25 protein-coding genes and 1 tRNA gene are annotated in these 24,212 nt (G+C 61.9%); 7 read left to right on the forward strand and 19 right to left on the reverse strand.

All coding sequences use genetic code 11. The features are described 5' to 3' along the window. Position 1: 1 nt before the first annotated feature. Both I6E81_RS10690 and I6E81_RS10695 read right to left on the reverse strand, forming a co-directional pair. Positions 2 to 1,333, reverse strand: coding sequence for a PhoH family protein (locus tag I6E81_RS10690; protein WP_307784167.1), 1,332 nt, complete (start codon positions 1,331 to 1,333; stop codon positions 2 to 4). A gap of 218 nt (positions 1,334 to 1,551) precedes the next feature. Beyond that, positions 1,552 to 2,337 (reverse strand): isoprenyl transferase, encoded by a 786-nt coding sequence (locus I6E81_RS10695; RefSeq protein ID WP_197107439.1) that lies wholly within the window; start codon positions 2,335 to 2,337, stop codon positions 1,552 to 1,554. 156 nt (positions 2,338 to 2,493) lie between these two features. On the opposite strand from I6E81_RS10695, the gene I6E81_RS10700 reads away from it, so the two are divergent. Then, the gene (locus I6E81_RS10700) at positions 2,494 to 3,150 is read left to right on the forward strand and encodes a hemolysin III family protein (RefSeq protein WP_231604243.1); all 657 of its coding nucleotides are present in this window, start codon (positions 2,494 to 2,496) and stop codon (positions 3,148 to 3,150) included. Here I6E81_RS10700 and I6E81_RS10705 read toward each other — a convergent pair. Further along, entirely contained in the window at positions 3,131 to 3,475 is a 345-nt protein-coding gene (locus I6E81_RS10705) for a hypothetical protein (protein WP_197107443.1), read from the reverse strand. The genes I6E81_RS10700 and I6E81_RS10705 overlap by 20 nt on opposite strands. 96 nt (positions 3,476 to 3,571) lie before the next feature. On the opposite strand from I6E81_RS10705, the gene I6E81_RS10710 reads away from it, so the two are divergent. Together I6E81_RS10710 and greA are read left to right on the forward strand one after the other, a co-directional pair. Then, positions 3,572 to 4,027 (forward strand): DUF4307 domain-containing protein, encoded by a 456-nt coding sequence (locus I6E81_RS10710; protein ID WP_197107445.1) that lies wholly within the window; start codon positions 3,572 to 3,574, stop codon positions 4,025 to 4,027. A gap of 67 nt (positions 4,028 to 4,094) precedes the next feature. Beyond that, a complete protein-coding gene (greA, locus tag I6E81_RS10715; RefSeq protein WP_197107447.1) occupies positions 4,095 to 4,586 on the forward strand; it encodes a transcription elongation factor GreA in 492 nt (163 codons plus the stop codon). A 13-nt stretch (positions 4,587 to 4,599) separates the two neighbouring features. Here the strand turns inward: greA and ilvA are convergent, their stop codons facing one another. The 6 genes from ilvA to I6E81_RS10745 all read right to left on the reverse strand — a co-directional run bounded on the left by ilvA (position 4,600) and on the right by I6E81_RS10745 (position 11,125). Beyond that, entirely contained in the window at positions 4,600 to 5,838 is a 1,239-nt protein-coding gene (gene ilvA, locus I6E81_RS10720; protein ID WP_231600025.1) for a threonine ammonia-lyase, read from the reverse strand. Next, entirely contained in the window at positions 5,828 to 6,994 is a 1,167-nt protein-coding gene (locus I6E81_RS10725; RefSeq protein WP_307783918.1) for an AI-2E family transporter, read from the reverse strand. The genes ilvA and I6E81_RS10725 overlap by 11 nt, the downstream gene beginning before the upstream one ends. A gap of 63 nt (positions 6,995 to 7,057) precedes the next feature. Beyond that, positions 7,058 to 8,146 (reverse strand): ABC transporter ATP-binding protein, encoded by a 1,089-nt coding sequence (locus I6E81_RS10730; RefSeq protein ID WP_197107449.1) that lies wholly within the window; start codon positions 8,144 to 8,146, stop codon positions 7,058 to 7,060. Next, on the reverse strand, positions 8,143 to 9,039 hold the full coding sequence (locus I6E81_RS10735) for an ABC transporter permease (protein WP_197107451.1): 897 nt from the start codon (positions 9,037 to 9,039) through the stop codon (positions 8,143 to 8,145). Before I6E81_RS10735 ends, I6E81_RS10730 begins: the two co-directional genes overlap by 4 nt. Continuing rightward, positions 9,036 to 9,977, reverse strand: coding sequence for an ABC transporter permease subunit (locus I6E81_RS10740; RefSeq protein WP_197107453.1), 942 nt, complete (start codon positions 9,975 to 9,977; stop codon positions 9,036 to 9,038). Before I6E81_RS10740 ends, I6E81_RS10735 begins: the two co-directional genes overlap by 4 nt. 35 nt (positions 9,978 to 10,012) lie before the next feature. Beyond that, positions 10,013 to 11,125, reverse strand: coding sequence for an ABC transporter substrate-binding protein (locus tag I6E81_RS10745; RefSeq protein WP_197107455.1), 1,113 nt, complete (start codon positions 11,123 to 11,125; stop codon positions 10,013 to 10,015). Between the two features lie 205 nt (positions 11,126 to 11,330). On the opposite strand from I6E81_RS10745, the gene I6E81_RS10750 reads away from it, so the two are divergent. Continuing rightward, the gene (locus I6E81_RS10750) at positions 11,331 to 12,563 is read left to right on the forward strand and encodes a winged helix-turn-helix domain-containing protein (protein WP_197107457.1); all 1,233 of its coding nucleotides are present in this window, start codon (positions 11,331 to 11,333) and stop codon (positions 12,561 to 12,563) included. A 51-nt stretch (positions 12,564 to 12,614) separates the two neighbouring features. On the opposite strand, the gene I6E81_RS10755 is transcribed toward I6E81_RS10750, so the two are convergent. The 6 genes from I6E81_RS10755 to I6E81_RS10780 form a co-directional block, all read right to left on the reverse strand. Then, positions 12,615 to 13,499, reverse strand: a complete 885-nt coding sequence (locus I6E81_RS10755) for a M48 family metalloprotease (RefSeq protein ID WP_197107472.1) — start codon at positions 13,497 to 13,499, stop codon at positions 12,615 to 12,617. Between the two features lie 38 nt (positions 13,500 to 13,537). After that, entirely contained in the window at positions 13,538 to 14,104 is a 567-nt protein-coding gene (locus I6E81_RS10760; protein ID WP_197107474.1) for a LemA family protein, read from the reverse strand. 92 nt (positions 14,105 to 14,196) lie between these two features. Then, on the reverse strand, positions 14,197 to 15,339 hold the full coding sequence (locus I6E81_RS10765) for an FAD-dependent monooxygenase (protein ID WP_197107476.1): 1,143 nt from the start codon (positions 15,337 to 15,339) through the stop codon (positions 14,197 to 14,199). Between the two features lie 62 nt (positions 15,340 to 15,401). Continuing rightward, a complete protein-coding gene (locus I6E81_RS10770; protein ID WP_197108539.1) occupies positions 15,402 to 16,751 on the reverse strand; it encodes a D-arabinono-1,4-lactone oxidase in 1,350 nt (449 codons plus the stop codon). A gap of 14 nt (positions 16,752 to 16,765) precedes the next feature. Further along, positions 16,766 to 17,992, reverse strand: coding sequence for an amino acid deaminase/aldolase (locus I6E81_RS10775; RefSeq protein WP_197107478.1), 1,227 nt, complete (start codon positions 17,990 to 17,992; stop codon positions 16,766 to 16,768). 140 nt (positions 17,993 to 18,132) lie between these two features. Next, the gene (locus I6E81_RS10780; protein WP_231600026.1) at positions 18,133 to 18,873 is read right to left on the reverse strand and encodes a hypothetical protein; all 741 of its coding nucleotides are present in this window, start codon (positions 18,871 to 18,873) and stop codon (positions 18,133 to 18,135) included. 55 nt (positions 18,874 to 18,928) lie between these two features. Here I6E81_RS10780 and I6E81_RS10785 point away from each other — a divergent pair, with 55 nt between their 5' ends. Then, positions 18,929 to 19,231, forward strand: coding sequence for a putative quinol monooxygenase (locus I6E81_RS10785; protein ID WP_197107480.1), 303 nt, complete (start codon positions 18,929 to 18,931; stop codon positions 19,229 to 19,231). On the opposite strand, the gene I6E81_RS10790 is transcribed toward I6E81_RS10785, so the two are convergent. After that, entirely contained in the window at positions 19,228 to 19,914 is a 687-nt protein-coding gene (locus tag I6E81_RS10790) for an MIP/aquaporin family protein (RefSeq protein ID WP_197107482.1), read from the reverse strand. The two genes, I6E81_RS10785 and I6E81_RS10790, sit on opposite strands and share 4 nt — an antisense overlap. 66 nt (positions 19,915 to 19,980) lie before the next feature. Between I6E81_RS10790 and I6E81_RS10795 the strand changes: the two genes are divergently transcribed. Next, on the forward strand, positions 19,981 to 20,958 hold the full coding sequence (locus I6E81_RS10795) for a metalloregulator ArsR/SmtB family transcription factor (protein WP_197107490.1): 978 nt from the start codon (positions 19,981 to 19,983) through the stop codon (positions 20,956 to 20,958). A 63-nt stretch (positions 20,959 to 21,021) separates the two neighbouring features. Then, entirely contained in the window at positions 21,022 to 21,444 is a 423-nt protein-coding gene (locus I6E81_RS10800; RefSeq protein WP_197107492.1) for an arsenate reductase ArsC, read from the forward strand. Between the two features lie 62 nt (positions 21,445 to 21,506). Here the strand turns inward: I6E81_RS10800 and I6E81_RS10805 are convergent. From I6E81_RS10805 to I6E81_RS10815, 3 genes are all read right to left on the reverse strand, one after another. Then, positions 21,507 to 21,580: transfer RNA gene (locus tag I6E81_RS10805), tRNA-Leu, on the reverse strand. 35 nt (positions 21,581 to 21,615) lie between these two features. Continuing rightward, positions 21,616 to 22,932 (reverse strand): NAD(P)/FAD-dependent oxidoreductase, encoded by a 1,317-nt coding sequence (locus I6E81_RS10810; RefSeq protein ID WP_197107494.1) that lies wholly within the window; start codon positions 22,930 to 22,932, stop codon positions 21,616 to 21,618. A 38-nt stretch (positions 22,933 to 22,970) separates the two neighbouring features. Beyond that, complete coding sequence (locus I6E81_RS10815; RefSeq protein ID WP_197108547.1) at positions 22,971 to 24,188, reverse strand: S8 family serine peptidase; 1,218 nt, start codon at positions 24,186 to 24,188, stop codon at positions 22,971 to 22,973. Positions 24,189 to 24,212: the final 24 nt, after the last annotated feature.

Below are 24,212 nucleotides of genomic sequence, written 5' to 3' on the forward strand. Positions count from 1 at the left end.
GTTAGGCGATGTCGTTGCCCTCCAGAAGCTCGGTGACAAGGGCAGCGATTGCCGATCGTTCCGAACGCGTGAGGGTGATGTGCCCGAAGAGCGAATGTCCCTTGAGCGTTTCAATCACTGAAGCGACTCCATCGTGGCGTCCGACGCGGAGGTTGTCGCGCTGTGCCACATCGTGGGTCAACACCACACGTGAGTTCTGACCGATGCGGCTGAGCACCGTCAACAGAACATTGCGCTCAAGCGACTGCGCCTCATCCACAATCACAAATGCATCGTGAAGCGAACGACCACGGATGTGAGTGAGCGGAAGCACCTCGAGCAGTCCCCGATCAAGCACTTCCTCGAGAACGTTTTCCGAGACGACGGAGCCGAGAGTGTCGAACACTGCCTGCGCCCAGGGGTTCATCTTCTCGGCCGCATCGCCGGGTAGGTAGCCCAATTCCTGACCACCGACGGCGTAGAGCGGACGGAACACCATGATCTTGCGGTGCTGCTGCTTCTCCAACACTGCTTCCAAGCCAGCACACAGAGCGAGGGCAGACTTTCCCGTACCGGCGCTTCCCCCGAGCGAGACGATGCCCAGTTCAGGATCAAGAAGCATTTCGATCGCTAGTCGCTGCTCGGCGCTACGACCGTGCAGTCCGAAGATTTCGCGATCGCCTCGAACGAGCGACATCGTGCCGCGGGCCGTCACCCGGGCCAAGGCCGAACCTCGTTCGGAGGTGACCACAAGCCCGGTGTTGATGGGCAGATCTCCCACCGCCCGCGTCTGCAAACGCTCCTTGTCATAGAGCTCGGCGACCTGATCGCCGCTGAGTTCAATCTCAGCCTGGCCAGTCCACCCCGAGTCGACAGCGAGTTCTGCGCGGTATTCCTCGGCCGCGAGACCGATGGATGCCGCCTTCACCCGGAGGGGAAGATCTTTCGAGACGACCGTGACATCCAGCCCCTCGTTGGCGAGGTTGAGCGCAACGGCAAGGATTCGCGAGTCGTTATCGCCTAGCTGCAGCCCGGAGGGAAGCACAGACATATTGGAGTGGTTGAGTTCGACGCGCAGCGTGCCACCGTCGTCGCCCACCGAGATGGGAAAGTCGAGGCGCTCATGCTTCACGCGCATCTCATCGAGACTGCGCAGCGCTTGCCTGGCGAAGTACCCAATCTCGGGGTCGTTGCGCTTGGCTTCGAGTTCGGTGATCACCACAACGGGCAGAACAACATTGTGTTCAGCAAACCGCTTGATCGAGCTCGGATCGGAGAGCAAAACAGACGTATCCAGAACGTAAGTACGTTCGGCTTGTCGTTGGGCCCGCCCTCCCGCCTTCGACGTGGTGATCGTGGTCTTGGGGGTTGCTAGGTCGGCCAACGTGCACTCCATCCCCGAGTGCGAGCACTCGGATCCAGTCTGCGAAGACGGCCAGTACTTTACGAAAACGAACTTACGTGGCCGTCTCGATCAGGCGCCATACCTGATGGATTGAACGCTAAACCCGTCACGCAATCTGGGCGCAGCGACACGCCACAAGACACCATCGCGTCACATTTCGTTCGCGGTTAGGCACCGAAGCGACGGTTGCGCCGCGAGAAATCACGAAGGGCGCGCAAGAAATCGACCTCACGCAGATCGGGCCCGAGTGCTTCCATGAAATACAACTCGCTGTGGGCAGATTGCCACAACATGAAGTCGCTAATACGCTGCTCGCCCGAGGTACGGATAACGAGGTCGGGATCGGGCTGACCCTTGGTGTAGAGGTGCTCACCAATGAGTTCCGGAGTGAGAAGTTCAGCGAGCGCGTCAAGGCTGTGACCTTCATCGCTGTGGTTGCGCACGATACGGCGCATGGCTTCAGCGATTTCGTGGCGTCCGCCGTAGCCGATGGCGAGGTTCACGTGCAGGCCGGTGTTGTCTGCGGTGCGCTCGTGAGCGCCCTTGAGCTGCGCTTTGAGCTGCTCGGGGAGACCAACATCCGATCCCACATGCTGAACGCGCCAGTCGCGGAAGTGCGACAGGTCTTCGGCAAGGTCACCAATGATCGTGAAGAGCTCTTTCAGCTCTTCGGGCGATCGGCTGGTGAGGTTGTCGGTGGAGAGCAGGTAGAGCGTCGCCACTGAAATGTCGAGGTCGTCGCACCACACCAAAAACTCTCGATACTTGGCCGCACCGGCTCGATGGCCGTGCGCTGCCGTCTCGAGATCTTTCAATTTAGCCCAGCGCCTGTTGCCATCAATGATCATGGCCACGTGGCGCGGCAATTGCTGGCCCTCTAGCTGGCGCCGCAGTTTTTTCTGGTAAAGACCGTAAAGAAAACCGCGACCTAATGCAGACTGTCGCTTACTCACGGGACTACGTTAGACCACTGCGGCGCTCAGCAAGTGAATCTGCGTCAGGCGTAAACTGTGAGCATGAACCAAGATGCCGCCGATATCGCTGCTGCAGCGGCCGTTGAACAGGAAGACGCCTCGCGCCTTCCCGAGCTTCCGTTCGTCGATGATGTGATGACGAACGACCCGGCGGAGAAGAAGCCGACGTGGCGTGGTTGGATCCACGCGGGCACGTTCCCCGTCGCTATAGCGCTGGGCGTCATTCTGCTCGTGATGGCCGATGGCACCGCTGCCAAGGTCAGCTCAGCGGTCTTCGTAGCGTCGTCGCTCATGCTGTTCGGCGTTTCTGCCCTGTATCACCGCTTCAACTGGAGCGAGAAGACGCGGATGATGCTGAAGCGTTTCGATCACTCCAATATTTTCTTGCTCATCGCCGGTTCCTATACCCCGATCACGGTCTTAGCGCTTCCGCCGGAGAAGGCGACCATTTTGCTGTGGATCGTCTGGAGCGGCGCTGCTCTCGGCATCGGCTTCCGCATCTTCTGGGTAGGGGCCCCGCGCTGGCTCTACGTTCCCCTGTATGTGCTGCTCGGTTGGGGCGCGATGATGTTTATCGTCGACTTCTTCCAAGCGAACTGGATCATGATGACCCTCATCTTGGCCGGTGGACTGTTCTACACCGTTGGCGCCGTCATCTACGGTCTCAAGCGACCGAATCCCGTGCCCGGAGTGTTTGGGTTCCACGAGATTTTTCACACACTGACGCTACTGGCGTTCCTCTGCCACTGGGTCGGCATCTTCCTTGTGGCGACTAATCCGCCCGTTGTGTAGGCGCAGCATCATCAGCATCGCCGGAATCAGCCGAATCATCAGCCGCACCCTCGGTGAGACCATCAGTTTCGCCAGCGGCAGCAGCCTGCTCGGCCCGGATCGTTTCCTGCGCGAGCGCCCGGTAGCGAACGCGGCGCACGCGACGGTTCATGTCCATGACGATAACCAACGTGGCGACCGCGACGAACAGGATGCCGATGAAGCCGAGCACACCGGGAGTGACCAAGTTGGGGTCGCCCTCGTAGGCCGGGTACAGCGTCGGCTCAGGGCTGGGAGTAGCCGTCCAGAGAATCGCACTGGTTGCGAGCGAAGTGAAAGAAATCAACTGTTGTCCTCTGGGATGTTCACTCCATGATTTCATCATGCGAGTTTGCGAATAACCTTGCAGTAACAAGAATACCGTCGCAAGAAGGAGCCCCGCGTGCCCGAAGCATCCAGTAACCCGACTGGCACCGCTGATAGCGCCGCATCCGGCACGGCGACACCCACCGATTTGGATGCCCGCTATGGTCGCAGCCCGAAAGCGAAACGCAACAACCGGGTGATCGTGATCGCCGTCGCAGCAGCCTTCGTTGCGGTCTTCACCGCCTGGCTGGTATGGGGCGGCCTGTTGGAATCACCCGCTCAGTTCGAGGCAAAAGACACCGGCTACGAGCTCATTGATGACACCGCGGTCGAGGTGCGGTGGCAATTCAACGTTGCCGAGAACCAGGATGCTCGCTGTGCAGTGCAGGCCCTCAACTCCACTTTTGCCATCATCGGTTGGAAAGTCGTCGACGTTCCCGGGAGCGATCAGCGCAATCGGGAGTTGAGCACCACCGTTCGCACGACCGAACTAGCAGTGTCAGGCTTGATCTACCGGTGCTGGCTCACCTAGGCTGTAGCAAATCATCTCGAAACCGGTCGTCTTCGGCCGGTTTCTCTTTTGTATAGGGAGAAACACAGTGGCTGCAGAAAACGACGTCACGTGGTTGACCCAGGAGGCGTTCGACCGTCGCACCGCCGAACTGGAACAGCTCACGGGCGAAGCACGGTACGACATCGCCAAGAAGATTGAAGCCGCCCGCGAAGAAGGCGACCTCAAAGAGAACGGTGGCTACCACGCTGCCAAGGAAGAGCAGGGCAAAATTGAGGCCCGCATCCGCGTTCTCACCCAGCTTCTTCGCCATGCCGTAGTCGGCGACGTTCAAGATGACGACGGTGTCGTTGAGCCCGGAATTCTGGTCACGGCCGAGATCATGGGCGAAGAAAGTGTCTTCTTGCTCGGCAGCCGCGAAATCGTTGCCGAAGATAGCGATCTCGATGTTTACAGCGAGAAGAGCCCGCTCGGTCTCGCCATCAACGGGCTCAAGGTCGGGCAGTCGAAGAAGTACACCGCCCCTAACGGCAAAGAGATTACCGTCAAGATTCTAAAGATCGCGACCTACTCCGGCTAACTATCTAGCCTGACTAGAAGTCGACCTGAGGGTCAAATCCTTCGTCTCTGAGCCGCGCGAGCACTGACTCCGCGTGCTCAGGGCCACGGGTTTCAATGTGCAGTTCGAGCTGAACCTGGCTGAACTGCACTTTGTTGTTGTGCCTGCTGTGCAGCACCTCAACAACGTTGGCGTTCGCTTCGGCGACGAGCGCCGAGATGCGCGCCAATTGACCGGGGCGGTCTGGCAGCGGGATGCGCAAACGCAAATAGCGTTCGGATGCCGAAAGTCCGTGACTGATGATGCGTTCCATCATCATGGGGTCGATGTTGCCACCGCTCAGCAGCACCACAGTGTTGCCGCTTGGCGAGATCTTGCCCGCCAAGATGGCAGCAACTCCGACCGCGCCCGCCGGCTCGACGACCTGCTTGGCGCGCTCAAGAAGAACGAGCACCGCGTAGGCGATCTGGTCGTCAGAGACGGTGATCACTTCATCCACGAGGTCGCGGACCATGCTGAAGTTGAGCACGCCCGGGCGGCTGACAGCGATGCCGTCAGCGATCGTGGGAGTGGTGCGCACTTCAACGATTTCGCCCTTCTCGAGCGAGGGGGTGTACGCAGACGCGTTGGCTGCCTGCACCCCGATGACGCGCACGTTACGTCCTTCGAGGCGGGCACGCTGTTTGATCGCACCGGCAACGCCGGAAACGAGTCCGCCGCCGCCGATGGGAACGATGATCGTGTCGACCTGGGGAACCTGATCGAACACTTCAAGCGCGAGAGTTCCTTGACCCGCCACCACATCTTCATGATCGAAGGGATGGATGAGCACGGCACCGGTCTCTTCAGAGAAACGGGCGGCCGCACGCAACGGCTCTTCGACGGTGTGACCGCGCAGTACGACCTCGGCACCGTAATCGCGCGTGGCCTGCAGCTTCGGCAGGGGCACGCCTACGGGCATGAAAATGGTCGACTTGATACCTAGCTCGCGGGCGGCGAAAGCGACGCCCTGGGCGTGGTTTCCGGCCGAGGCGGCCACGACTCCGCGCGCCTTCTCCTCCTCGGAGAGCCCCGCAAGACGGTTATAGGCTCCACGCAACTTGAAGGAGCCCGTGCGCTGAAGGTTCTCGCACTTGAGAAAGACAGGTGAGCCCAAGATTTCCGCGAGAAAACGCGAAGTCTGCATGGGGGTGACATCGGCAACTTCTGCGACCCGGACGCGTGCTGCTTCGTACTCAGCGAGCGTGGGGCCGGGCATCCGGTTATTTACCATTACCGAGCACGTCCGTGATCGTGGGGCGACCATTGAGACGCCAATCGCCGCTGGCGATGTATTTGGTCATGACATTGACGACCGCGACGAGCGGCACGGCAAACAGCGCGCCGGGGATACCGGCCACGAATGAGCCAGCGGCTACCGCGAAGACGACGGCGAGGGGGTGAACCTTCACTGCCGTGCCCATCACGAGCGGCTGGAGAATATGACCTTCAAGTTGTTGCACAAGCAAAACGATTCCCAACATGATCACGGCGGGGAGTGGACCCAAGAAGACGAGGGCGATGAACACCGCGAGCGCCCCTGTAACAAGTGCACCCACGACAGGGATAAACGAACCTAAGAACACGGCGACGGCAATGGGGATGACGAGCGGGAACCCACCGTAAAACAAACCGAGGATCCACGCACCGACGCCGATGCCGATGGCATCCACCGCGGCCACAAAAATTTGCACCTTGACGAACGTGGTGAGGGTGAGCCATCCCGCTACTCCGGCGCCATCGACCGCGTTACGAGCCTTGCGCGGGAAGAGTCGAACCGTCCACGCCCAGATGCCCTTGCCATCGACCAATACGAAGATGGTTGCGAACAGGCTCAAGAGCGCACCGGTGAGAACGTGACCGGCTGTGGAACCGACCGAGAGGATGCCCGAGACGAGCGCTTGAGAGTCACGCTGGATGACGTCAAAAATCTCGGTGAGGTAACCATCGAGGTCTTGGTCACTGAGCTGCAGCGGAGAGTTGCGCAGGAATTCACGCAGGTTCTCGTAGGCGGTGGCCGACTGAGTTTGAAGAGCGGGAAGCCCGGAACGGACTTGGCCGACGACGACCACAACGAGGCCGCTGACAACGGCGAAAAATCCGATCAAAACCACAGTGACGGCAAGCCAGCGCGGCCACTTAATGCGCACCAAGAAACCGACAACGGGAACGAGAAGCGCCCCGATAAGAATCGCGATCAGGAACGGAATCACGATGTATTTGAGCGTAATTACCAAATAAATGAGCACTGCGACGAGGCCCAATACGACAAGCATGCGCCAGGAGTAGGCAGCCGCTATCGAAAGCCCGGCGGGAACCTCAGCGGCGTCTGTTGTGCTGGCGCGTGACGAGACCCGACTGTCTGGTTTCTTAGGTCGACCGAATATCACGTGCCTATCTTAGTTGTGCCAGAGTGCGCGCTTGCTGCGCCCCAATTCGATCGCGCGCGGCCGTTACTTCTTCACCTTGGGAGGCAGCGCACTCACGGGTGCACCCTTGAGCCGCACCGTGACGGCCTCACCGGGCAGCGGATGCCGCTCCACCTCATGCTGGATGGCAACGACCGTGTCGTCGAAGAGTCGCACGCGCGTGCGGCGCAGGGAGCCCAGGAAGCTCGACGAGATGACCGTGCCGGCGATTCCGTCGGTGGAGAGGGCGATGTCTTCCGGGCGAACGAGCGCGATGACGGGGCCATCAGGCATGGGGTCGCCGAGAAGGTTGAGGCTGCAGCCGTGGAGGGTGACTTGGCCGTCAATCAGCTCGGCGGGCATCCGGTTGCTGAGACCAACAAAGTCGGCGACGAAGGCATTGGCTGGCGTCGCATAGAGCTCTTCTGGCGTGCCGATTTGTTCGATGCGACCGTCGCGCATGACGGCGACGCGGTCGGCGACGGCGAGCGCCTCTTCTTGGTCGTGGGTCACGAAGACGGTCGTGATGCCGAGTTCAGTTTGCAGGCGACGAATCTCTTCGCGCAGCTGCACCCGCACCTTGGCATCGAGGGCACTGAGCGGCTCATCGAGGAGCAGCACTCGGGGGCGCGTGACGAGGGCACGGGCGAGAGCAACACGTTGCTGTTGGCCACCCGAGAGCTGGTGGGCGAAGCGGTCTTGGTGCTTCGTGAGACCGACCATGTCCAAGGTCTCGAGGGCACGTTCGCGGCGACGAGCGGCGGTAACCTTGCGCATCTTGAGGCCAAACTCCACGTTCTCGAGCACCGTCATGTGTGGGAACAGCGAGTAGGCCTGAAAGACCATCCCGATGTCGCGCTTATTCGTGGGAGTGTCTGCGACATCCACGCCATCGATGAGGATGCGACCGCTGTCGATGCTCTCAAGCCCGGAGATACTGCGCAGCGCGGTGGTCTTGCCGCAGCCGGAGGGACCGAGCAGCGCTACGAGTTCGCCGGGGGCAACGTCGAGGTCGATGCTGTTGAGCGCGGTGTGGCCCGAGAAAGCCTTCACGACGGCACTGAGCTGAACGGTTGCTCCCGCAGTCGGCGTGTGGGTGGCGGTGGGGCCCGTCATAGTAAACGTGGCGGTCATGATTTTCTCCTAGAGGGCGTTGCTGATCCGAGGCGGCCGATGATCAGCAGCAAGACGAAAGCGAGGGCAAGGGCGGCGAGCGCAAAGATCACAGCAACCCAGGGGTCGGACTGCGAGACCTGAAGCAGCGCGGTTTGCAGGTTGCGACGATTGAGCAGGCTCGCAATGGTGAACTCGCCAAGCACGACCGCAATCGAGATGAAGGATGCCGCGAGCACTCCCCGGCGCAGGTTCGGCAGCAGGATCGTCCACAGCACGGTCAGCCAGCCGGCGCCAAGCGTGCTGGCCGCTTCGCTGAGGGTCTTCACGGGGATCGCATCGAGGTTGCCCTGAATGGCGCGATAGGCATACGGCAACACGGTGATGCCATAGGCGAAAGCGAGAGTCCAGGTGGAGCCGCCGAGCACTTGCACGACCACCGAGTACACCGGCGCGAGACCGACGACGAGCACGATGGCGGGCACCGTGATGGGGATGATGCAGATGAATTCGAGGGTGCGCTTGAGGCGCGGGAACTGCATGTGCACAAGCACCATCGTCGGCAGCAGCAACACGAGCACGATGGCGACGGTGACGGCGGCGAGCACGAGCGAGTTCTCGATCGCCTGATACAGACCGCGGTAGGTGCGGGCGCTGTCTTCGGTGAAGAGTCCCGTCCAGTGGCTGGTCGTGTAGTCGCCGGCGAGGCCGTTGCGGAAGGTGAACTCGATCATCGCGATCACGGGGATCAGGAAGATGCCGCCGATGATGCCGAGGATGAGTCGGCGGGCAAGCGTGCTCGGTTCGGCTCCGATGCGCACGGCCTGGTTCGCGGTTTTCGGGCGCCGTTCTGCGGGCGCTGACGCGGGAGCGGGCTCCACGGGGCTCAGCGGCGCGGCGATGTCGGCGCTCACTTTTGCCACCGCGAGGTGCGAGCCTGAAGCACGGAGTACGCCCACATGACGACGACCATGACCACGATCATCCCGAGCGCAAGAGCGCCCGCCATGTTTTCGCGGCCGAGCACGGTTTCGCTGACGAGCGCCGCACGGATCTGGAGGGGCACGATCTGCGAGCCCTGGCTGATGAGCGCAGCGGCCGTGGCGAACGACGAGAAGGCGTTGGCGAAGAGCAACAGCAACGAGCCGAGGAACGCCGGGGCGAGCACGGGGGCGGCGATGTAGCGCCAGTAGGCGAAGCGGGTGCCGCCGAGCGTTGCGCTGGCTTCGGCCCACTGCGGGCGCAGCGCGGTGAGGGCGGGCAGGAAAGTGATCACCATGAGGGGAACCTGAAAGTAGACGTAGGGAAGGATGAGGCCGGGCACCTGATAGAGCCACACGCCATCCGCAAAAATATCGACGCCGAAGGTGTCACGCAGAATGACCGTGACGAGCCCTTGCACGCCGATCGTCGCGATGAACGCGAAGGCGAGCATCACGCCACCGAACTGGGCGAGCACGCTGGCCGCGGACTCGATGATCGTACGCAGTAGGCCACCAACCTTGGTGCCGAGCATCGCGTAGCAAATGAGGGCACCCACAACGGCACCGATCACGGCGGTGACACCCGAGAGCCAGAACGAGCTACCAAAGGTGGCGAGGATGGTCGGGGTAAACAGTCCCGTGATGTTGTCGAACGTCAGCGAACCGTCGTCGGAGAAGAAGCCCGTGACCACCGCAAGGATGGTGGGAAGGGCAAGGAAGATGAGAACGTAGGCCGCAAACGGCGTTAGCCCCGCATAAGCGAGGCGACGACGCCGATTCGACGGCTTGACCAGGGCCACCCGAGGATGGTGCCGAGCGGTGAGCTCGACACCATCCTGTTCGGGCGCTGGCGCGGTGGCTAGCGACACGATGTATTAGCTAAAGGTGCGTGAGGGAATCAGCGTTAGCCGATTGCCGCAGCCCACTTCTCAGCCAGGATCGTTGCGTTTTCTTCAGCCTGCTCGGGGGTCGGGGTGACAAGTTCACCCTCGAGGGCACCGAGCGCGTCGAGTGCTGCGGTGTCAACGGTTCCGGCATCCTGCAGAGCCTGAATCGTGACCGGGTAAGCGCCACCGACGATGAAGAGGTTCTGCGCTTCGGGGCTGTAGAGGAATTCTTGCCAGAGACGAGCAGCAGCCGGGTGCGGGGCATCCTTGCTGACGGCCTGGTTGTAGAAGCTCGTGTACACAGCGCCGGGAAGAGTCGTGACCTTCCAGCCGTCAACCGTTGCTGCGGCAGCGAGGTTGTTGTAGCTCCAGTCGAAGGCAACCTTGGTCTCGCCGGCAGCAATGGTTGCTCCCGTGACGTTGACCGGGATGAAGTTGCCGGCGTCGTTGAGCTCTTCGAAGAACTCGATGCCGGGCGTGAAGTCATCGAGGGTTCCACCACTGTGAACCGTGGCGAGTCCGACAGCAGCGAAAGCCGCTCCGGCCTGCGTGGGGTCACCGTTCAGCGCAACAGCGCCACGGTAGTCAGCCTTGAGCAGGTCATCGAGACTCGTGGGCTCGGGAACCGAGTTGGAGTCATAACCGATCGACATGCTGCCGGTGTAGTCGTTGACCCAGAGGCCGGTTGCTTCCTTGTTGCCCTCAGGAATTTCATCCCAGTTGGCAACCATGTAGGGAGCGAAGTAGTCAAGGCTGTCGAGCGTGACAGCGGTACCGAGGTCGAAGACGTCAGGAGCGGTGTCCTGGCCCTTGAGGTTGTCAGCAGCGGCGATTTCTTCGGCGCTAGAAACGTCGGGGTCAGCCGAGTTGACGATGATGTCGTACTTCTCTTCGAAGAGAGCCTTGATCTCGCCATAGTTTGCCCAGTTGTCAGGCAACGCAATGACATTGAGTTCGCCCTCAGCCTGCGCGGCTGCGATAAGAGCGTCCATTCCACCGAAGTCTTCAACGGTGGTGGCAGTCGATGCGTCAACATCGCCAGCAGCTGCCTCAGTGGTGCTGCAACCACTGAGTGAAATCGCCGAAGCTGCAACGAGTGCAACAGCGGCGAGGGTGCGCTTAGTGAACAAGACTTCCTCCAACGACCGTCGCAGCCGCCCGCGCTGTAAACGGGCAGAGGGTACCGAAACGATCCGGAGTTGACGGTACGCAGCCTGATGCGGCGTTCGCTTTCATCTTGGTAAACGAACGATGAACGATACAAACACAATTACTCGGTGGAGCTGTTCGGCGCCCTAGCGAGTGGATGTCGCCGCTGCTCGGTAGAGTCGAGCCGTGGTTGATTCCCTCTCTGCAGCGCAAGCACGCCGAGTGCTGCTCGCCGCCCAAGGCTTTGGGCGCGGCACCGCGACTGCGGCCAACCCCGCGGGAACGCGACAGCTCAACCTACTTTTTGACCGCATCCGGCTGCTGCAACTCGACTCGGTCAACGTGTTCGAGCGCAGTCACTACCAGCCGGTGTTCGCTCGCCTCGGCCACTACGACAAGGCCGCTCTTGATGCGCTGACGTTCCGCACGCCAACCGCGCGCATGCCCGGCCGGTACGTCGAATACTGGGCGCACGAAGCCGCGCTCATTCCGCTCGAATCGTGGCCGTTGTGGCGCTGGAAGATGGAGTCGCTGCGCGAACGCGATGCCGTGCGCTACGAATGGGTGCGTGACAACCAGCCCATGCTGCAGTGGCTGCGCGAAGAACTCGCCACCACCGGACCCGTTACCGCCCGCCAGATCGAGCACGACGCCAACCGCCGCACCGGACCCTGGTGGGGGTGGTCCGACGTGAAGCAAGGACTCGAAATGCTGTTCCGCTGGGGCGAAGTCGTCAGCGCCGGCCGCACCCGCTTCGAACGCACCTACGCGCTGACCGAGCACCTGATTCCGGTCGAGCTGCGCGAGCGTGAGGTGTCCCGCGCCGACGCTCACCGCGCCCTGATTGCGGAATCCGCACGGGCGCTGGGTATCGGCACGGCATCCGACCTCGCCGACTACTTTCGCCTCAAAGGCGCTGACGTTCGCCCGGCTATTGCCGAACTGGCGGATGCTGGCGAGCTCGTTCCCGTGACCGTGCGCGGCTGGGAGCAGCCTGCCTGGCTGCACCGGGATGCCCGCCTCCCCCGCCGCATCGAACACGTCGCGCTGCTCTCGCCCTTCGACCCCGTGGTGTGGGATCGCAAGCGTGCCGAGCGCATGTTTGGGTTCCACTACCGCATCGAAATTTATCTCCCCGAGCCCCAACGCACCTTCGGCTACTACTCGCTGCCTGTGCTCGTGGATGACGCCCTCGTCGGCCGCATCGACCTCAAGACCGACCGCCAAGCGGGTGTGCTTCGCGTGCAATCCGCGTGGCACGAAGACGGACTCGACGCCCTGCCCGGAGGCACCGGAGCCCTCGCCGAACGCATCGTGCCCACCCTGCGTGAGATCGCGCACTGGCAAGGCATGGGCGAGATCGCCGTGACCGGCCGCGGAAGCCTCTCCCCCGCCATCGAGGCAGAGTTGCAGCGCTAGCCAGCACCAGCTGAACGCCGCGACTGCGGCAGCCAGAATCAGCTCCGTCGGCTAGAAGCCTCCGCCGATCTTGCCAAGACGCGCAACGCGGTCAGCGAGCGGCGGATGCGTGCTGAAGAGACGATCCATGATGCCCGGCTTCGTCGGATCCGAAATCCACATGTGCGCCATCGTCGAGTTCTGCTTCTGCATCGGACGGCTGTAATCCGAAAGCTTCTGCAAAGCGCTAGCCAGAGCATCCGGGTGACGCGTCGTCAACGCACCAGTGGCATCCGCAAGATATTCACGCTGACGCGAAATCGACGCCTGCACTGCCGCCGCCACAAGCGGCGAAATGAGGAGAGCAGCCAAACCAACAATAATCATCACGGGGTTCGAGTTGTTGTTATTGCCGCGACCGCCAAACAGAGTGAAGCGCAACGCAATGTCCGAAATAAAACCGACAGCAACGACGAGACCGAACACGATCATCGATACCCGGATGTCATAGTTCTGCACGTGACCCATCTCATGGGCCATCACACCCTCGAGCTCCGAATCGTCGAGCAGTTCTAGGAGCCCAGTCGTCGCAGCAACAGCAGCATGTTCCGGGTCACGCCCGGTCGCGAAAGCGTTCGGCGCTGGATCGTTGACGATGTACACCTTCGGCATCGGCGTGCCCGTCGTGATCGACAGGTTCTCGACAATGCGGTACAACCGCGGATTGTCGGATTTTTGAATCTCGACAGCGCCGCTCATTGCCAACGCCTGCTTCGACGCCGCGTAGTACTGAATCAGCGTGAACGCACCGGCACCAATGATCGTGCCGATCGTGATTGTCATCGGGTCGCCCCCCATCAGGAAGCTCAGCGCAAAGCCGAGAAACCCAATCAGGATAACGAACAGGATGACGATCAGAACGGTGTTGCGCTTGTTTTTCGCTATGGCGCGATACATCTAGAACATCCTGGTCACGCGGTTAGAAAGACGAAGACTTAGAACTGCACGCGCGGCGGTTCAGCGATGGATGCGGCATCCGCAACCTCGAAGAACTCACGCTCGTGGAAACCAAGATTGCGCGCGAACAACGTGTTCGGGAAGATCTTGATCTTGGTGTTGAGCTCGCGCACACCACCGTTGTAGAAACGACGGCTGGCCTGAATCTTGTCTTCAGTGTCAACAAGTTCACCCTGAAGCTGAAGGTAGTTCTGGCTGGCCTGCAGCTGCGGGTACGCCTCAGCGACAGCAAAGATGCTCTTGAGGGCAGACTGCATGTGGTTCTCGGCAGCAGCCGCATCGACGGGACCCTGAGCGTTCAACGACTCGGCGCGGGCCTTCGTGACGGCCTCAAAGACGCCCTTCTCGTGCGCGGCATAGCCCTTGACCGTCTCGATGAGGTTAGGCAGCAGGTCAGCACGACGCTTGAGTTGCACCGTGATATCGCTCCACGCCTCATCAACGCGCACGTTGAGCGTGACCAGCGAGTTATACGTCGACCACAGGTAGATGCCGACGATGACTGCGAGCAGGACGATTACGCCGATTACGATCAGGAATTCCATGCCTCAACTATAGAACGTGCTCCTGTGCCTCCACCGAGAAACTGGGCCACTTGCGACCCCCAATAAAGGGCCGACACACCGCTCTACTCCGGCTATGTGAACGTCTTAGTTCCCGTGATCGTGGAGGTGACGAACTTGCCAATCACCGGCGCTGTCAGCAGGGCGAGGCCCGCGCGGCGCTTCCAGAGCTGGAACAGGGTGTGCGGCAGAAAACCGTTCGCCGCCCGACGACCAGCGGCCTGCTTATCGGCGACCAGCGGCATCCATTCTTCTTCGTATTCGGCGAAGGTGGCGCTGAGTTCTCGATCGCTCGAAATCTTTTCGGCCAAGAGCAATCCACCAGCGATCGCCAACGACGCTCCCTGCCCGGCAAGCAACGAAACCGCTTGGCACGCATCGCCCGCGAAGACAACGCGGCCACGACTCCACACGGGCAGTTCGATCTGGGCAACCTGGTCGTAGTAAATCTTGTCGGGCTCCGGGCACTTCTCGAGCGCCTCAGCAACGTCATCGCCCATGCCCGCGTAGGCAGAGCGAATGGCCGCACGCGTATCGGCAGGAAGCACCGTGTCGTTCACGCGGTGGGCAGCGAAAAGCGCCACCTTGCCATCGCGCAATCCATACAAACCGACCATGCGATCCAGCTCATCTGTTGAGATCAGAGCGTCGCCGAGCTTGGCGTGAAGGCGAGGAGAGTCGAACGTATAAGCGCAGGTGTGCATCCCCAGCTGGCGATCGAACGCCGCCGAATCACCAAAAAGATCATGCCGAACAGCCGAATGGATGCCATCCGCTGCCACCACAATGTCTCCCGAAATGCGCGACCCATCGGCGAGCACCGTGGTGACGTAATCGGTGCGGTCTTCGACCGATACAACGGCGCTGCCGAGCCGCAGTTCAACGCTCTCGGGGAGCACGTCGAAAAGGGTTTGTTCGAGGTCTTGGCGCATCAGGCTCATCAACTTGCCGCCCTCGTTGGCCGCCACAAGCTCATAATCAATTGCTTGACTGCGACCGTTGGGGCGCACAAAACGGGCCTCGCTAATCGGGTATCGCAGCTCGCGCAAACGATCCAGAATGCCCATCTTCTCGGCGGCGTCATAGCCGGGCCCAAAGAAGTCGATCATGTAACCCTGCGTGCGGCGCTCGGGAGCAGCCTCCAGAAGCACAACCTCCCACCCGCGTTCAGCCAGCTGACCGGCGACCGTGAGTCCAGCGATTCCTGCTCCACACACAATGGCTTTGATAATCGCGCCCTTTCTCGTACTGCTCGACTCGCGCATTAAAGCTTGAGCCGCTATCGCCCCAACACTTGGCGCAGATAGTCGTTCGCAAACACGCGACCAGGATCAAGCCGATCGCGAATGCTCAAGAACTCATTGAAACCCGGATACGCCGCCGCGAGCGATTCGGCTTGCCGGTTATGCAATTTTCCCCAGTGAGGTCGCCCATCGTGGGCCATCATGATCGCCTCCACCTCCCGAAAATACTCGGCCGGGTCTTCGCGCCAATACCGGTGCACCGCGACATAGCCGGTGGCCCGCCCCGACGCGGTCGACAGCAGCAATGAGTCCGCAGCGGCCGAACGCACCTCGATGGGGAATGAAACTTTCCACTTTCGGTCAGCGATCAGCTTCTGGATGGCGCGCACGGCATCCGGAACAGCCTCGATGGGGAGGGCATATTCCATTTCGCGAAAGCGTACGGTGCGATCGGTGACGAAGACGGTGCTCGAGACGTCGGTGAACTCGCGATTGCCCGAGAGCTTCACGGCGAGACGATTGATGGGCGGGATGATCGCTGGCACGGTTTTACCCGCCGCGCAGATCGCGCGAAAGACCCCGTTGGCCATGAACTCATCATCGAACCAGTGCGAGAACTTCGTGAGCGGATGCCGCGGCGCATCACCCGGTAAGCGTGTGTTGCTCTTGGTGAGAGCTGTCTCGGTGTGCGGCCAGACGTAGAACTCAAAGTGGTCAGTTTCGGCACTGCGTTGCAGCCACTCAGCGAGGACGGTGGCAGCGGGTTCAGGGCGCTCCACCGCGTGCAGCAGAAAGGTCGGCACACACTCGAGCGTCACATCGACGAGGATGCCGAGGGCACCGAGGCCGAGGGCCGCGGCCGGGAGCAGTTCTGGGTTTTCGGTCGCGTTGATGCGCAGCACTTCGCCCGCGGCGGTCACGAGCGTGACGCCGCGCACATAAGTGGCTATGCCGCCGAACTGCGCCCCCGTGCCGTGGGTGCCGGTGGAGATCGCGCCGGCAATCGTCTGGCGATCGATGTCGCCCATGTTGGCGAGGGCGAGCCCGAGTGGTTCGAGCAGCGCCGGGAGTTCGAAGAGGTGTGTGCCGGCACCGAGCGTTACGTGCGTTCCTTCGACCGCCGTCACTCCGGCGAGTGCACCGACGTCGAGATGTACGCCATCGGTTGCCGCAACTGAGGTGAAGCTGTGGCCGGCACCCCAGGCCTTGACAGTCACGCCGTTCTCGCGCGCGAAGTGCACCGCCGCGATGACCTCGTCGACGCTCTCCGGGCGAGCCGCGAACTCGGGACGCGAACGCTCAGAACGGCCCCAATTGCGCCACACGGAACCGGGACTCAGGGATGCCGGAGTCGGGCTCGACGCGCGGCGCTCGGCTGGCGGCATCCACTCGGGAGTCGTCACAGGAAGGCTTTGCCTTCGCCGCGGTAGGTCGGAACGGTATCGACGATGCGACCGTCAGCGACGACCGCGAACTCGTTGAGGTGCTCAGACAGCTCGCCCGCTTTCGTGTGGCGGAACCAGACGCGGTCTCCGATCTGGAGGTGCTCCGCTGCGGGGCCCGTGAGCGGTGACTGCACTTCGCCGGCGCCCTCGCGCGGCACATACTTGAGCCCTTTCGGCCAGGTGGGCTGGGGCATCCGGTCGACGCCCGCTTCACCCGAGGCGATCCAGCCGCCACCGTGCACTGTCGCAATATCGAGGGAGTATTTGCGGTCGACCGCGAGCGCGAACGCTGCGGCCGGCGCCGGGGTGAAGTGGCTGTAGTTGTCGAAAAGGTGCGGGCCGAAGAGTCCGCTGCCCGCCGCAATTTCAGTGACCGCGGCGTCTTCGGCAGTGGACTCAAGCGAGCCGGTTCCCCCACCGTTCACGAACTCGAGTTCGGCGATTTCGCTGATGGAGGCGACAATCTCGCCCCGACGTTCGCGCAGTTCCTTGGCGGATGCCGTCTGCATGACATCGAGCAGGCGGCCATAAGCGGCCTTGTGCGGCGGGCGATTGCCGACTCCCGCGATCTGCGCTTCGTACGCCATCACTCCGACCAGCGTGAATCCGGCACGATCGACGACCGTGCTCGCGAGCGTGCGCGCTTGCGCCGCCGAGCGCACGGGAGAGCGGTGCGCACCGACGTGACCGAGCAGGGGCGACTGGAACGAGGCATCCACATCAATGCAGACGCGGATCGTTTCGCGGTGCTGAGGAGACACCACTGAGTCAACAAAATCGAGGTGCTCGACCGAGTCGATCATGAGCGTGACACGTTCGGCGAGCGCCGGACTAGTGCCGAGGGCCGCGATCGCCGCACGATCCACCGCGGGGTAGCCGACCACCACATCGTCAATGGTCTCGGCCAGCCAGAGCGCCTCGGTGAGCGTGTAGGCGAGAACGCCCCGGAACTCGTCGAGCTCGAGCACGGCATCCATCACCGCACGAACTCGAATCGACTTGCTCGCCACCCGAATCGGCACCCCGGAAGCCCGGCGAACCATATCGGCAGCATTGTGTGACAGCGCCTCGAGCGACAGCACCCCATACGGAGCGTCGAGGGAGTGCGTGGCATCCGCGAGGCTCTGCCAATAGCTCTCGGGGCTGTGCCAGAGCGGTGCGGGGGTGCTGAGCAGCTTCACGGGTTCCTTCGGGCAGGGCGTGGGCGGTCCTGCGCTGATGCAACCTGCTGCGGCACCAGCGCCTTAGTTGCTCAACTTTCCCAGAACCCTGCGCGCAGCACAATTGCCGCGAACCACTGCGGCGAGCATCCGGTGCGAAGTTACGACCCCAATTGGCCGACGGCGTGAGCGATCACAAGGGCGAGCATGATGAAGGCACCCAGCGACTGCACCAGCAACAACAGCTTCACGCGCGGCGAGAGCGGCATCGCGGCACCGGGGCTGAACGCCATCGATCCGATGGCCGATTCGTAGAGGTAGTCGGTGAAGGAGGGCGTCCAGCCGATGGCGGCGGATGATCGGCCTTTTACCTCATCAATCGCATCATGGTCTTCGTCCTGGGCGAAGCGAAAGTCGGCGAGCGGAAGCGCAGAACGATCACTCGTGTGACGCGTGACCGGACCACCGCGATCCAACTCCCAATAGACAAGCGCAAACGCAATCATGTTGGTGAGCCAGACCTGCGTGGCGGCCAAGAGCATCGAGGGGCCATCCTTCGCCCCGGTAGTGACGAGCACAATCACCACAAAGACGAGCGCGGCCACGTTGGCGATGGCGAGCAACAGCGCGAGACCCACCGACAGAGTGCGTGACCATGAGGTTTGCTTCACCAGCCGCACCGGATTGAGGGCGATCACGGGAATCAGCATGACCAGGCCAAGCGCCACGACCACAATGCGCACGGGGACCGGCATGATCACGGTCGGCAAGAAGGCATAGCTGGCCAATACCACCAGCACACCGGCGGCGGCCGGCCACCGATGCTCACCGCGAGCATGGCGTTTGATGAGTTTGTCTTGCTGGGCGTCGACGTCAGTTTCGTCGCGAGATTTCTTGGGCACGGCTCATTATCACTCCGCCCTTGACGAATTGGCTGAGGTGATTTTAGGTAAGAGGATGACTTTCGCAAACGTAGGCACCATCGGAGTGCAGCCCGGCCACCGCGACGAAGTTGTGGCCATCCTCACGCGCCGCAGCACAGACCTCGATAGCGCCGGATGCCTCAGCTACGAGGTGGGCGTCAGCGACGAGTATCCCGACACCGTGTTCGTTTCGGAGCTCTGGGAATCAGCAGAAGCCCACCAACTTTCGCTGCAACTCGCGAGCGTGCAGGCAGCGATTAAGGAAGCACTTCCGCTACTGAGCGGCGAGATGGGCGGGCACCGCTTCGAGGTTGTCGGGTCACCACTGCGCAGCTAAGCGATACGGCGTTCCGGGAAGACCCAGCGCACCAGCCCGAAGCCGATCGCAGCACCGATGAGTTGCGCCGCGATGAAACCGGGAGCCGAGCCTGGGGCGATTCCTGCGAACGTGTCGCTGAACATCCGGCCGATGGTGATGGCGGGGTTCGCAAAGCTCGTGGAGCTCGTGAAGAAGTAGGCGCCGCCGATGTAGACGCCAACAGCGATAGGCGCCAGGTTCGCGCGACCCGTTCGCACGAGGGCGAAGATCACCATGATGAGTCCGGCGGTTGCCACGACCTCGCTCAAGAAATGCCCCGGTGTGAGTCGCACGGTGGTGCTGATGGTCACGGCGGCCTGCCCGAACATGAGGTTCGCGAGAATCGCGCCGACGATGCATCCGACAATCTGGGTCGGAATGTAGAGGGCGGTGTCACGCCACGAGCGCAGCCCGCTGAGCGAATCGACGATCGACACGACCGGATTGAAGTGGGCGCCGCTGACGGTCATGAAGACCAGAATGAGCACGCCAAGACCGAAGGCGGTCGCGAGGGCGTTCTCGAGAAGCTGCAGGCCCACATCGTTGGGGGAAAGCTGTTGGGCGGCAATTCCGGAGCCGATAACGACGGCGGCAAGGCCGGCGCTTCCGAGGAATTCGGCGGTGAGGCGTCGGGCCACGGCAAAGGAATGGGTCGCAGTCATTCCGCGATCATACCCAAACATTGATAACTGTCTATGAATCGGATGTTGTCCTTTAGACTTCTACCCATGCCAGCGACCGAGTCACCCGCCTCCGCTCGCGAAAGCGAACGCGCCATTGCCGAGCGCATCGCTCACAGCATGCGCGCCATTGCGGATCCCACCCGGGTGCAAATATTGCGTCTGCTTATGGATGCCCCGGATGGCCGCCGCGGGGTCACCGACCTTGCCGCCCGCCTCGGCCTCACGCAACCGACCGTGAGCCATCACGTGCGCATCATGGCCACCGACGGAATCTTGCAGAGCACTCAAGAGGGCCGCCAGGTCTGGTATTCGCTCGTGCAATCCCGCCTCGCCGACGTCTTCGACTTTGTGCAGCACTCCCCCGCTGACGCCTCCGCCGCTGCCGTCGATCCTGCGATTCTGGCCCGCATCACCGACGACCTCGCCCTGCGCTTCGCGGGGGTCTTCTCTCGCGAAACCGTCGCCGAGTATGTGGCGAGCAGCTACGAACTGCTGCGCCAGGGCGCGCCGCGCGATCGCCATTTGTCGTCGCACACCTCCCGGTTCGCCGCCGACCGTCTGGGGTCGCTTGCGCTTGCTGACTCCGACGAGGTGACGGATGCCGCGGCATCCGGTGCGCCAACCGACGTGCTGTTTGTGTGCGTACAGAATGCGGGTCGCTCGCAAATGGCATCCGCAATTTTGCGGTCTCTTGCTGGCGATCGGGTGCGCGTGCTCACCGCCGGATCAGAGCCCACCGAGACCATCAATCCGAAGATCGTGGCGGCTCTCGACGAGATTGGCGTCTCGGTCGATGGTGAGTACCCGAAGCCGCTCACTGACGAGGTCGTGCGGGGTGCGGATGTCGTGATCACGATGGGCTGCGGCGATGCGTGCCCCATTTATCCCGGCCGTCGCTACCTCGATTGGGAACTCCCCGACCCCGCCGAGCTCGGCATGGATGGCGTGCGAGCCGTGCGTGATGACATCGACGCGCGAGTGCGTGCGCTGCTTCAGTCGCTGCCGCCGGTGAACGCTGCGTGAACTAACTCACGCCCACCCTGTCTTCGTTCGCGCGAGACATAGACCTTCATCTATGCTTTGTGCATGACTACTGAGACCGCCACCACCGCCAAGCCCGTCGTTCTGTTCGTGTGCATCCACAACGCTGGCCGCTCGCAAATGGCCGCCGGCTACATGACGGCGCTATCGGATGGCGCGGTCGAGGTGCGTTCGGGAGGTTCTGAGCCCGGCAACGAAATCAACCCCATCGCGATTCAGGCCATGGCCGAAGAGGGCATCGACATCTCGAAGGCAGTCCCCCAGCTCATGACCACCGACCAGGTGCAGGCCTCGGATGTTGTCATCACGATGGGCTGCGGCGACGTCTGCCCCATCTTCCCCGGCAAGCGCTACGAAGACTGGGAACTCGTCGACCCGAAGGGCAAGGGCCTCGACGAGGTTCGGCCGATTCGTGATGACATCAAGGCGCGCATCCAGAAGCTGCTGGCGGAGATCCTTCCCGCTTAAGGATTGATTAAACGAGTAAAGGCGGTCGCTGTGCGACCGCCTTTACTCGTTAACTCGTGCAGTGCCCCGACAGGGACTCGAACCCTGACTGTGATGATTTTAAGTCATCTGCCTCTGCCAATTGGGCTATCGGGGCACGCCCCACGCTTTTGCGTGGAGCATGCAGTCACGCTACTTGGGGCGTGAAGCGAATTCTTCGAATGCGCGGCGCGGTTCTACGCGTGCCTCGAGCGAAATGGTGTCGCGACCCCAGAAGAAGTTCGTGATCCAGTTGCTGAAGACGCGAGCCTTGCGCTCGAACATTGGCATCGCCATGCCGTGGTAGCCACGGTGCATGAACCACGCTGGGAAACCCTTGACCGCGATCTTGCCCGACTGGAAAACGCCGTGGTAGAGACCGAGACCGGCAACGGCACCCTGGTTCTTGTGGAAGTAGTCCTTGGTCTCTTCGCCGCGAAGCGAAGCCACAATGTTCTTGGCCATGAGCTTGGCCTGGCGAACAGCGTGCTGAGCGTTCGGAACGCAGAAGCCGCCAACGCCACCACCGGTGAGGTCAGGAACAGCACACACGTCGCCGGCACCCCAGGCACCCTCGACAACACCGTCATCGTTGATGACACGGAGGTCTGCCTGTACGCGGATGCGTCCACGCTCTTCGATGGGAAGGTCAGTGCTGCGCACGACCGGGTTGGCCATAACGCCAGCGGTCCACACGATGGTGTCTGACTCGAAGCTTTCCCCGGTCGACAACTCAACCACGCCATCCACAGCTGACTTCAGCTGGGTGTCGAGGTGGATCTGTGCGCCACGGTCGGCGAGGTTCTTGATAACCCACTTGCTCGTCTCGAGCGAAACCTCGGGCATGATGCGGCCCATGGCTTCGATGAGGTGGAAGTGAGTGTCTTCGAAGTTAAGGCTCGGGTAGAGCGGCAGCAGTGACGAGGCCAGGCTGCGCATTTCGCCGAAGGCTTCGATACCGGCGAAGCCGCCACCGACAACGACGAACGTCAGCAGACGGTCGCGTTCGGGGCCTGCAGGCAGGTTGGATGCCTTGTCAAAGTTGGTGAGAAGACGGTCACGAACGGCAACAGCCTCTTCGATCGTCTTCATGCCGATGGCTTCGTCAGCAACGCCCGGGATCGGGAAGGTGCGTGAAACGGCGCCAGCGGTAACGACAACGAGGTCGTAGTCGATCTCCCACGAGTCACCCACTTCAGGCTGAATCGTTGCAGTCTTCGCCTCGTGGTTGATTCCGGTGACCTTCGCCGTGACGACCTTGGTGGTCTTCAAGTGGCGACGGTGCGGAACAACCGCGTGGCGAGGCTCAATGGAGCCTGCTGCAACCTCAGGCAAGAAAGGCTGGTACGTCATGTAGGGAAGAGGGTCCACCATGGTGACCTCAGCTTCGCCGCGACGCAGCCACTTTTCGAGCTTACGAGCAGTGTAAAAACCGGCGTAACCGCCGCCGACAATCAAGATTTTTGGCACGAGTTAGAGTCTCCTAAAAGGGAAGTTCGCCACCAAACTTACTCTGTCTCGCGCAGACTCCTAAACCGACGCCAAGCTAAGACGCCCGAACCGGCCAAAATCATCAAGAAAATCGCATAAATTGCAAGTGGTACGCCCACATTGCGAAGCATGCTCACGGTAGGCAGCACGGTTCCAAGCGGACTGACCGGCCCCGCGACATCCGGAGCCACCTCAGGAATCGGCGTAGCCGTCGGGCTAAAGCTCGGCACCGGAATCGGCGTTGACGCCGCGCGACGGTAGATCGTGATCCACTCCGCGAGACTGCCCATCGGGTTCTCGTCGACGAGCGGAACGTTTGCTGTCACCGCTGCTTCGGCATCGATCAGACCAAAGCCGTAAATCGCGTCTGCGCCGGGAGCACCCGTGTCATGTGCCGTCGACACAATGCGATTAATAACGTTGTTCGCATCCAGTTCAGGATGCGCGGCCCGCACGAGCGCAACGACACCGGCCACAATCGGGGTTGCCCCGCTGGTGCCGTTCCACAAGACGTGCGAACCGCCGGGAGCGACGCCGACCAGGTCTTCGCTTGGCGCGGCCACACCAATCGTGATGCCCTGAGTGGAGGCGTTGAAACTCGCGACGCCGTTAACATCGACGCCGGCAACGGTCAGAACGCCGGGCATCGTCGCGGGCGCGCCCACGGAGGCAGTTCCGCTGCCACGGTTGCCCGCCGCCGCCACGACAACAACGTCATTGTCCATTGCGTACAGGAATGCGCTGTCCCAGCTGAGCGGCCAGTCCAGAGTCTCGCGGGTCAGCGACAGGTTGATGACATCAGCGCCCTGATCGACCGCATAGCGAACTGCCTGAGCGATCTGGTCATCCGAACTGATCGGACCACCTGTGAAGCCGATAGAGATCGCCAAAATGTTAGCTGCGGGAGCCGCACCAATCACGCCAGCACCCGTGCCGGTGCCACGGCCAGCCGCGAGCGACGCCACGAGTGTCCCGTGGGCTGGATTGTCGTCGCCTACCGGCGTTTGGCCGTCAGGTGAACCCTGGCCCGAGAAATCTGTTCCCCCTGTGACAGCCCCGACGAGCTCTTTCACCGAGCCGTCAACACCGGTGTCGATCACGGCGATCGTGACGCCGGCACCCTTGGTGGTCTTCCACGCGGCTTCAATGCCGTACTCCTGAAGCCAATATTCCTGGTCGCGCACCGCATCCGCGTGGGCAGGAGTCGCCACCAATAGCGAAGCGAGGCTCGCCATCAGTATCGCGCCAGCAGCCCACCG

It is taken from the genome of Salinibacterium sp. NG22, assembly GCF_015864925.1.
GTDB lineage: Bacteria > Actinomycetota > Actinomycetes > Actinomycetales > Microbacteriaceae > Rhodoglobus.

Coding starts and splice junctions, on each gene's coding strand:
- I6E81_RS10795 (WP_197107490.1), top strand. CDS start 19,981: ATGCCAGCGACCGAGTCACCCGCCTCCGCTCGCGAAAGCGAACGCGCC.
- I6E81_RS10730 (WP_197107449.1), bottom strand. CDS start 8,146: ATGACCGCCACGTTTACTATGACGGGCCCCACCGCCACCCACACGCCG.
- ilvA (WP_231600025.1), bottom strand. CDS start 5,838: ATGGTAAATAACCGGATGCCCGGCCCCACGCTCGCTGAGTACGAAGCA.
- I6E81_RS10760 (WP_197107474.1), bottom strand. CDS start 14,104: ATGGAATTCCTGATCGTAATCGGCGTAATCGTCCTGCTCGCAGTCATC.
- I6E81_RS10700 (WP_231604243.1), top strand. CDS start 2,494: ATGACGAACGACCCGGCGGAGAAGAAGCCGACGTGGCGTGGTTGGATC.
- I6E81_RS10770 (WP_197108539.1), bottom strand. CDS start 16,751: ATGCCGCCAGCCGAGCGCCGCGCGTCGAGCCCGACTCCGGCATCCCTG.
- I6E81_RS10815 (WP_197108547.1), bottom strand. CDS start 24,188: ATGGCGAGCCTCGCTTCGCTATTGGTGGCGACTCCTGCCCACGCGGAT.
- I6E81_RS10800 (WP_197107492.1), top strand. CDS start 21,022: ATGACTACTGAGACCGCCACCACCGCCAAGCCCGTCGTTCTGTTCGTG.
- I6E81_RS10790 (WP_197107482.1), bottom strand. CDS start 19,914: ATGACTGCGACCCATTCCTTTGCCGTGGCCCGACGCCTCACCGCCGAA.
- I6E81_RS10785 (WP_197107480.1), top strand. CDS start 18,929: ATGACTTTCGCAAACGTAGGCACCATCGGAGTGCAGCCCGGCCACCGC.
- I6E81_RS10755 (WP_197107472.1), bottom strand. CDS start 13,499: ATGTATCGCGCCATAGCGAAAAACAAGCGCAACACCGTTCTGATCGTC.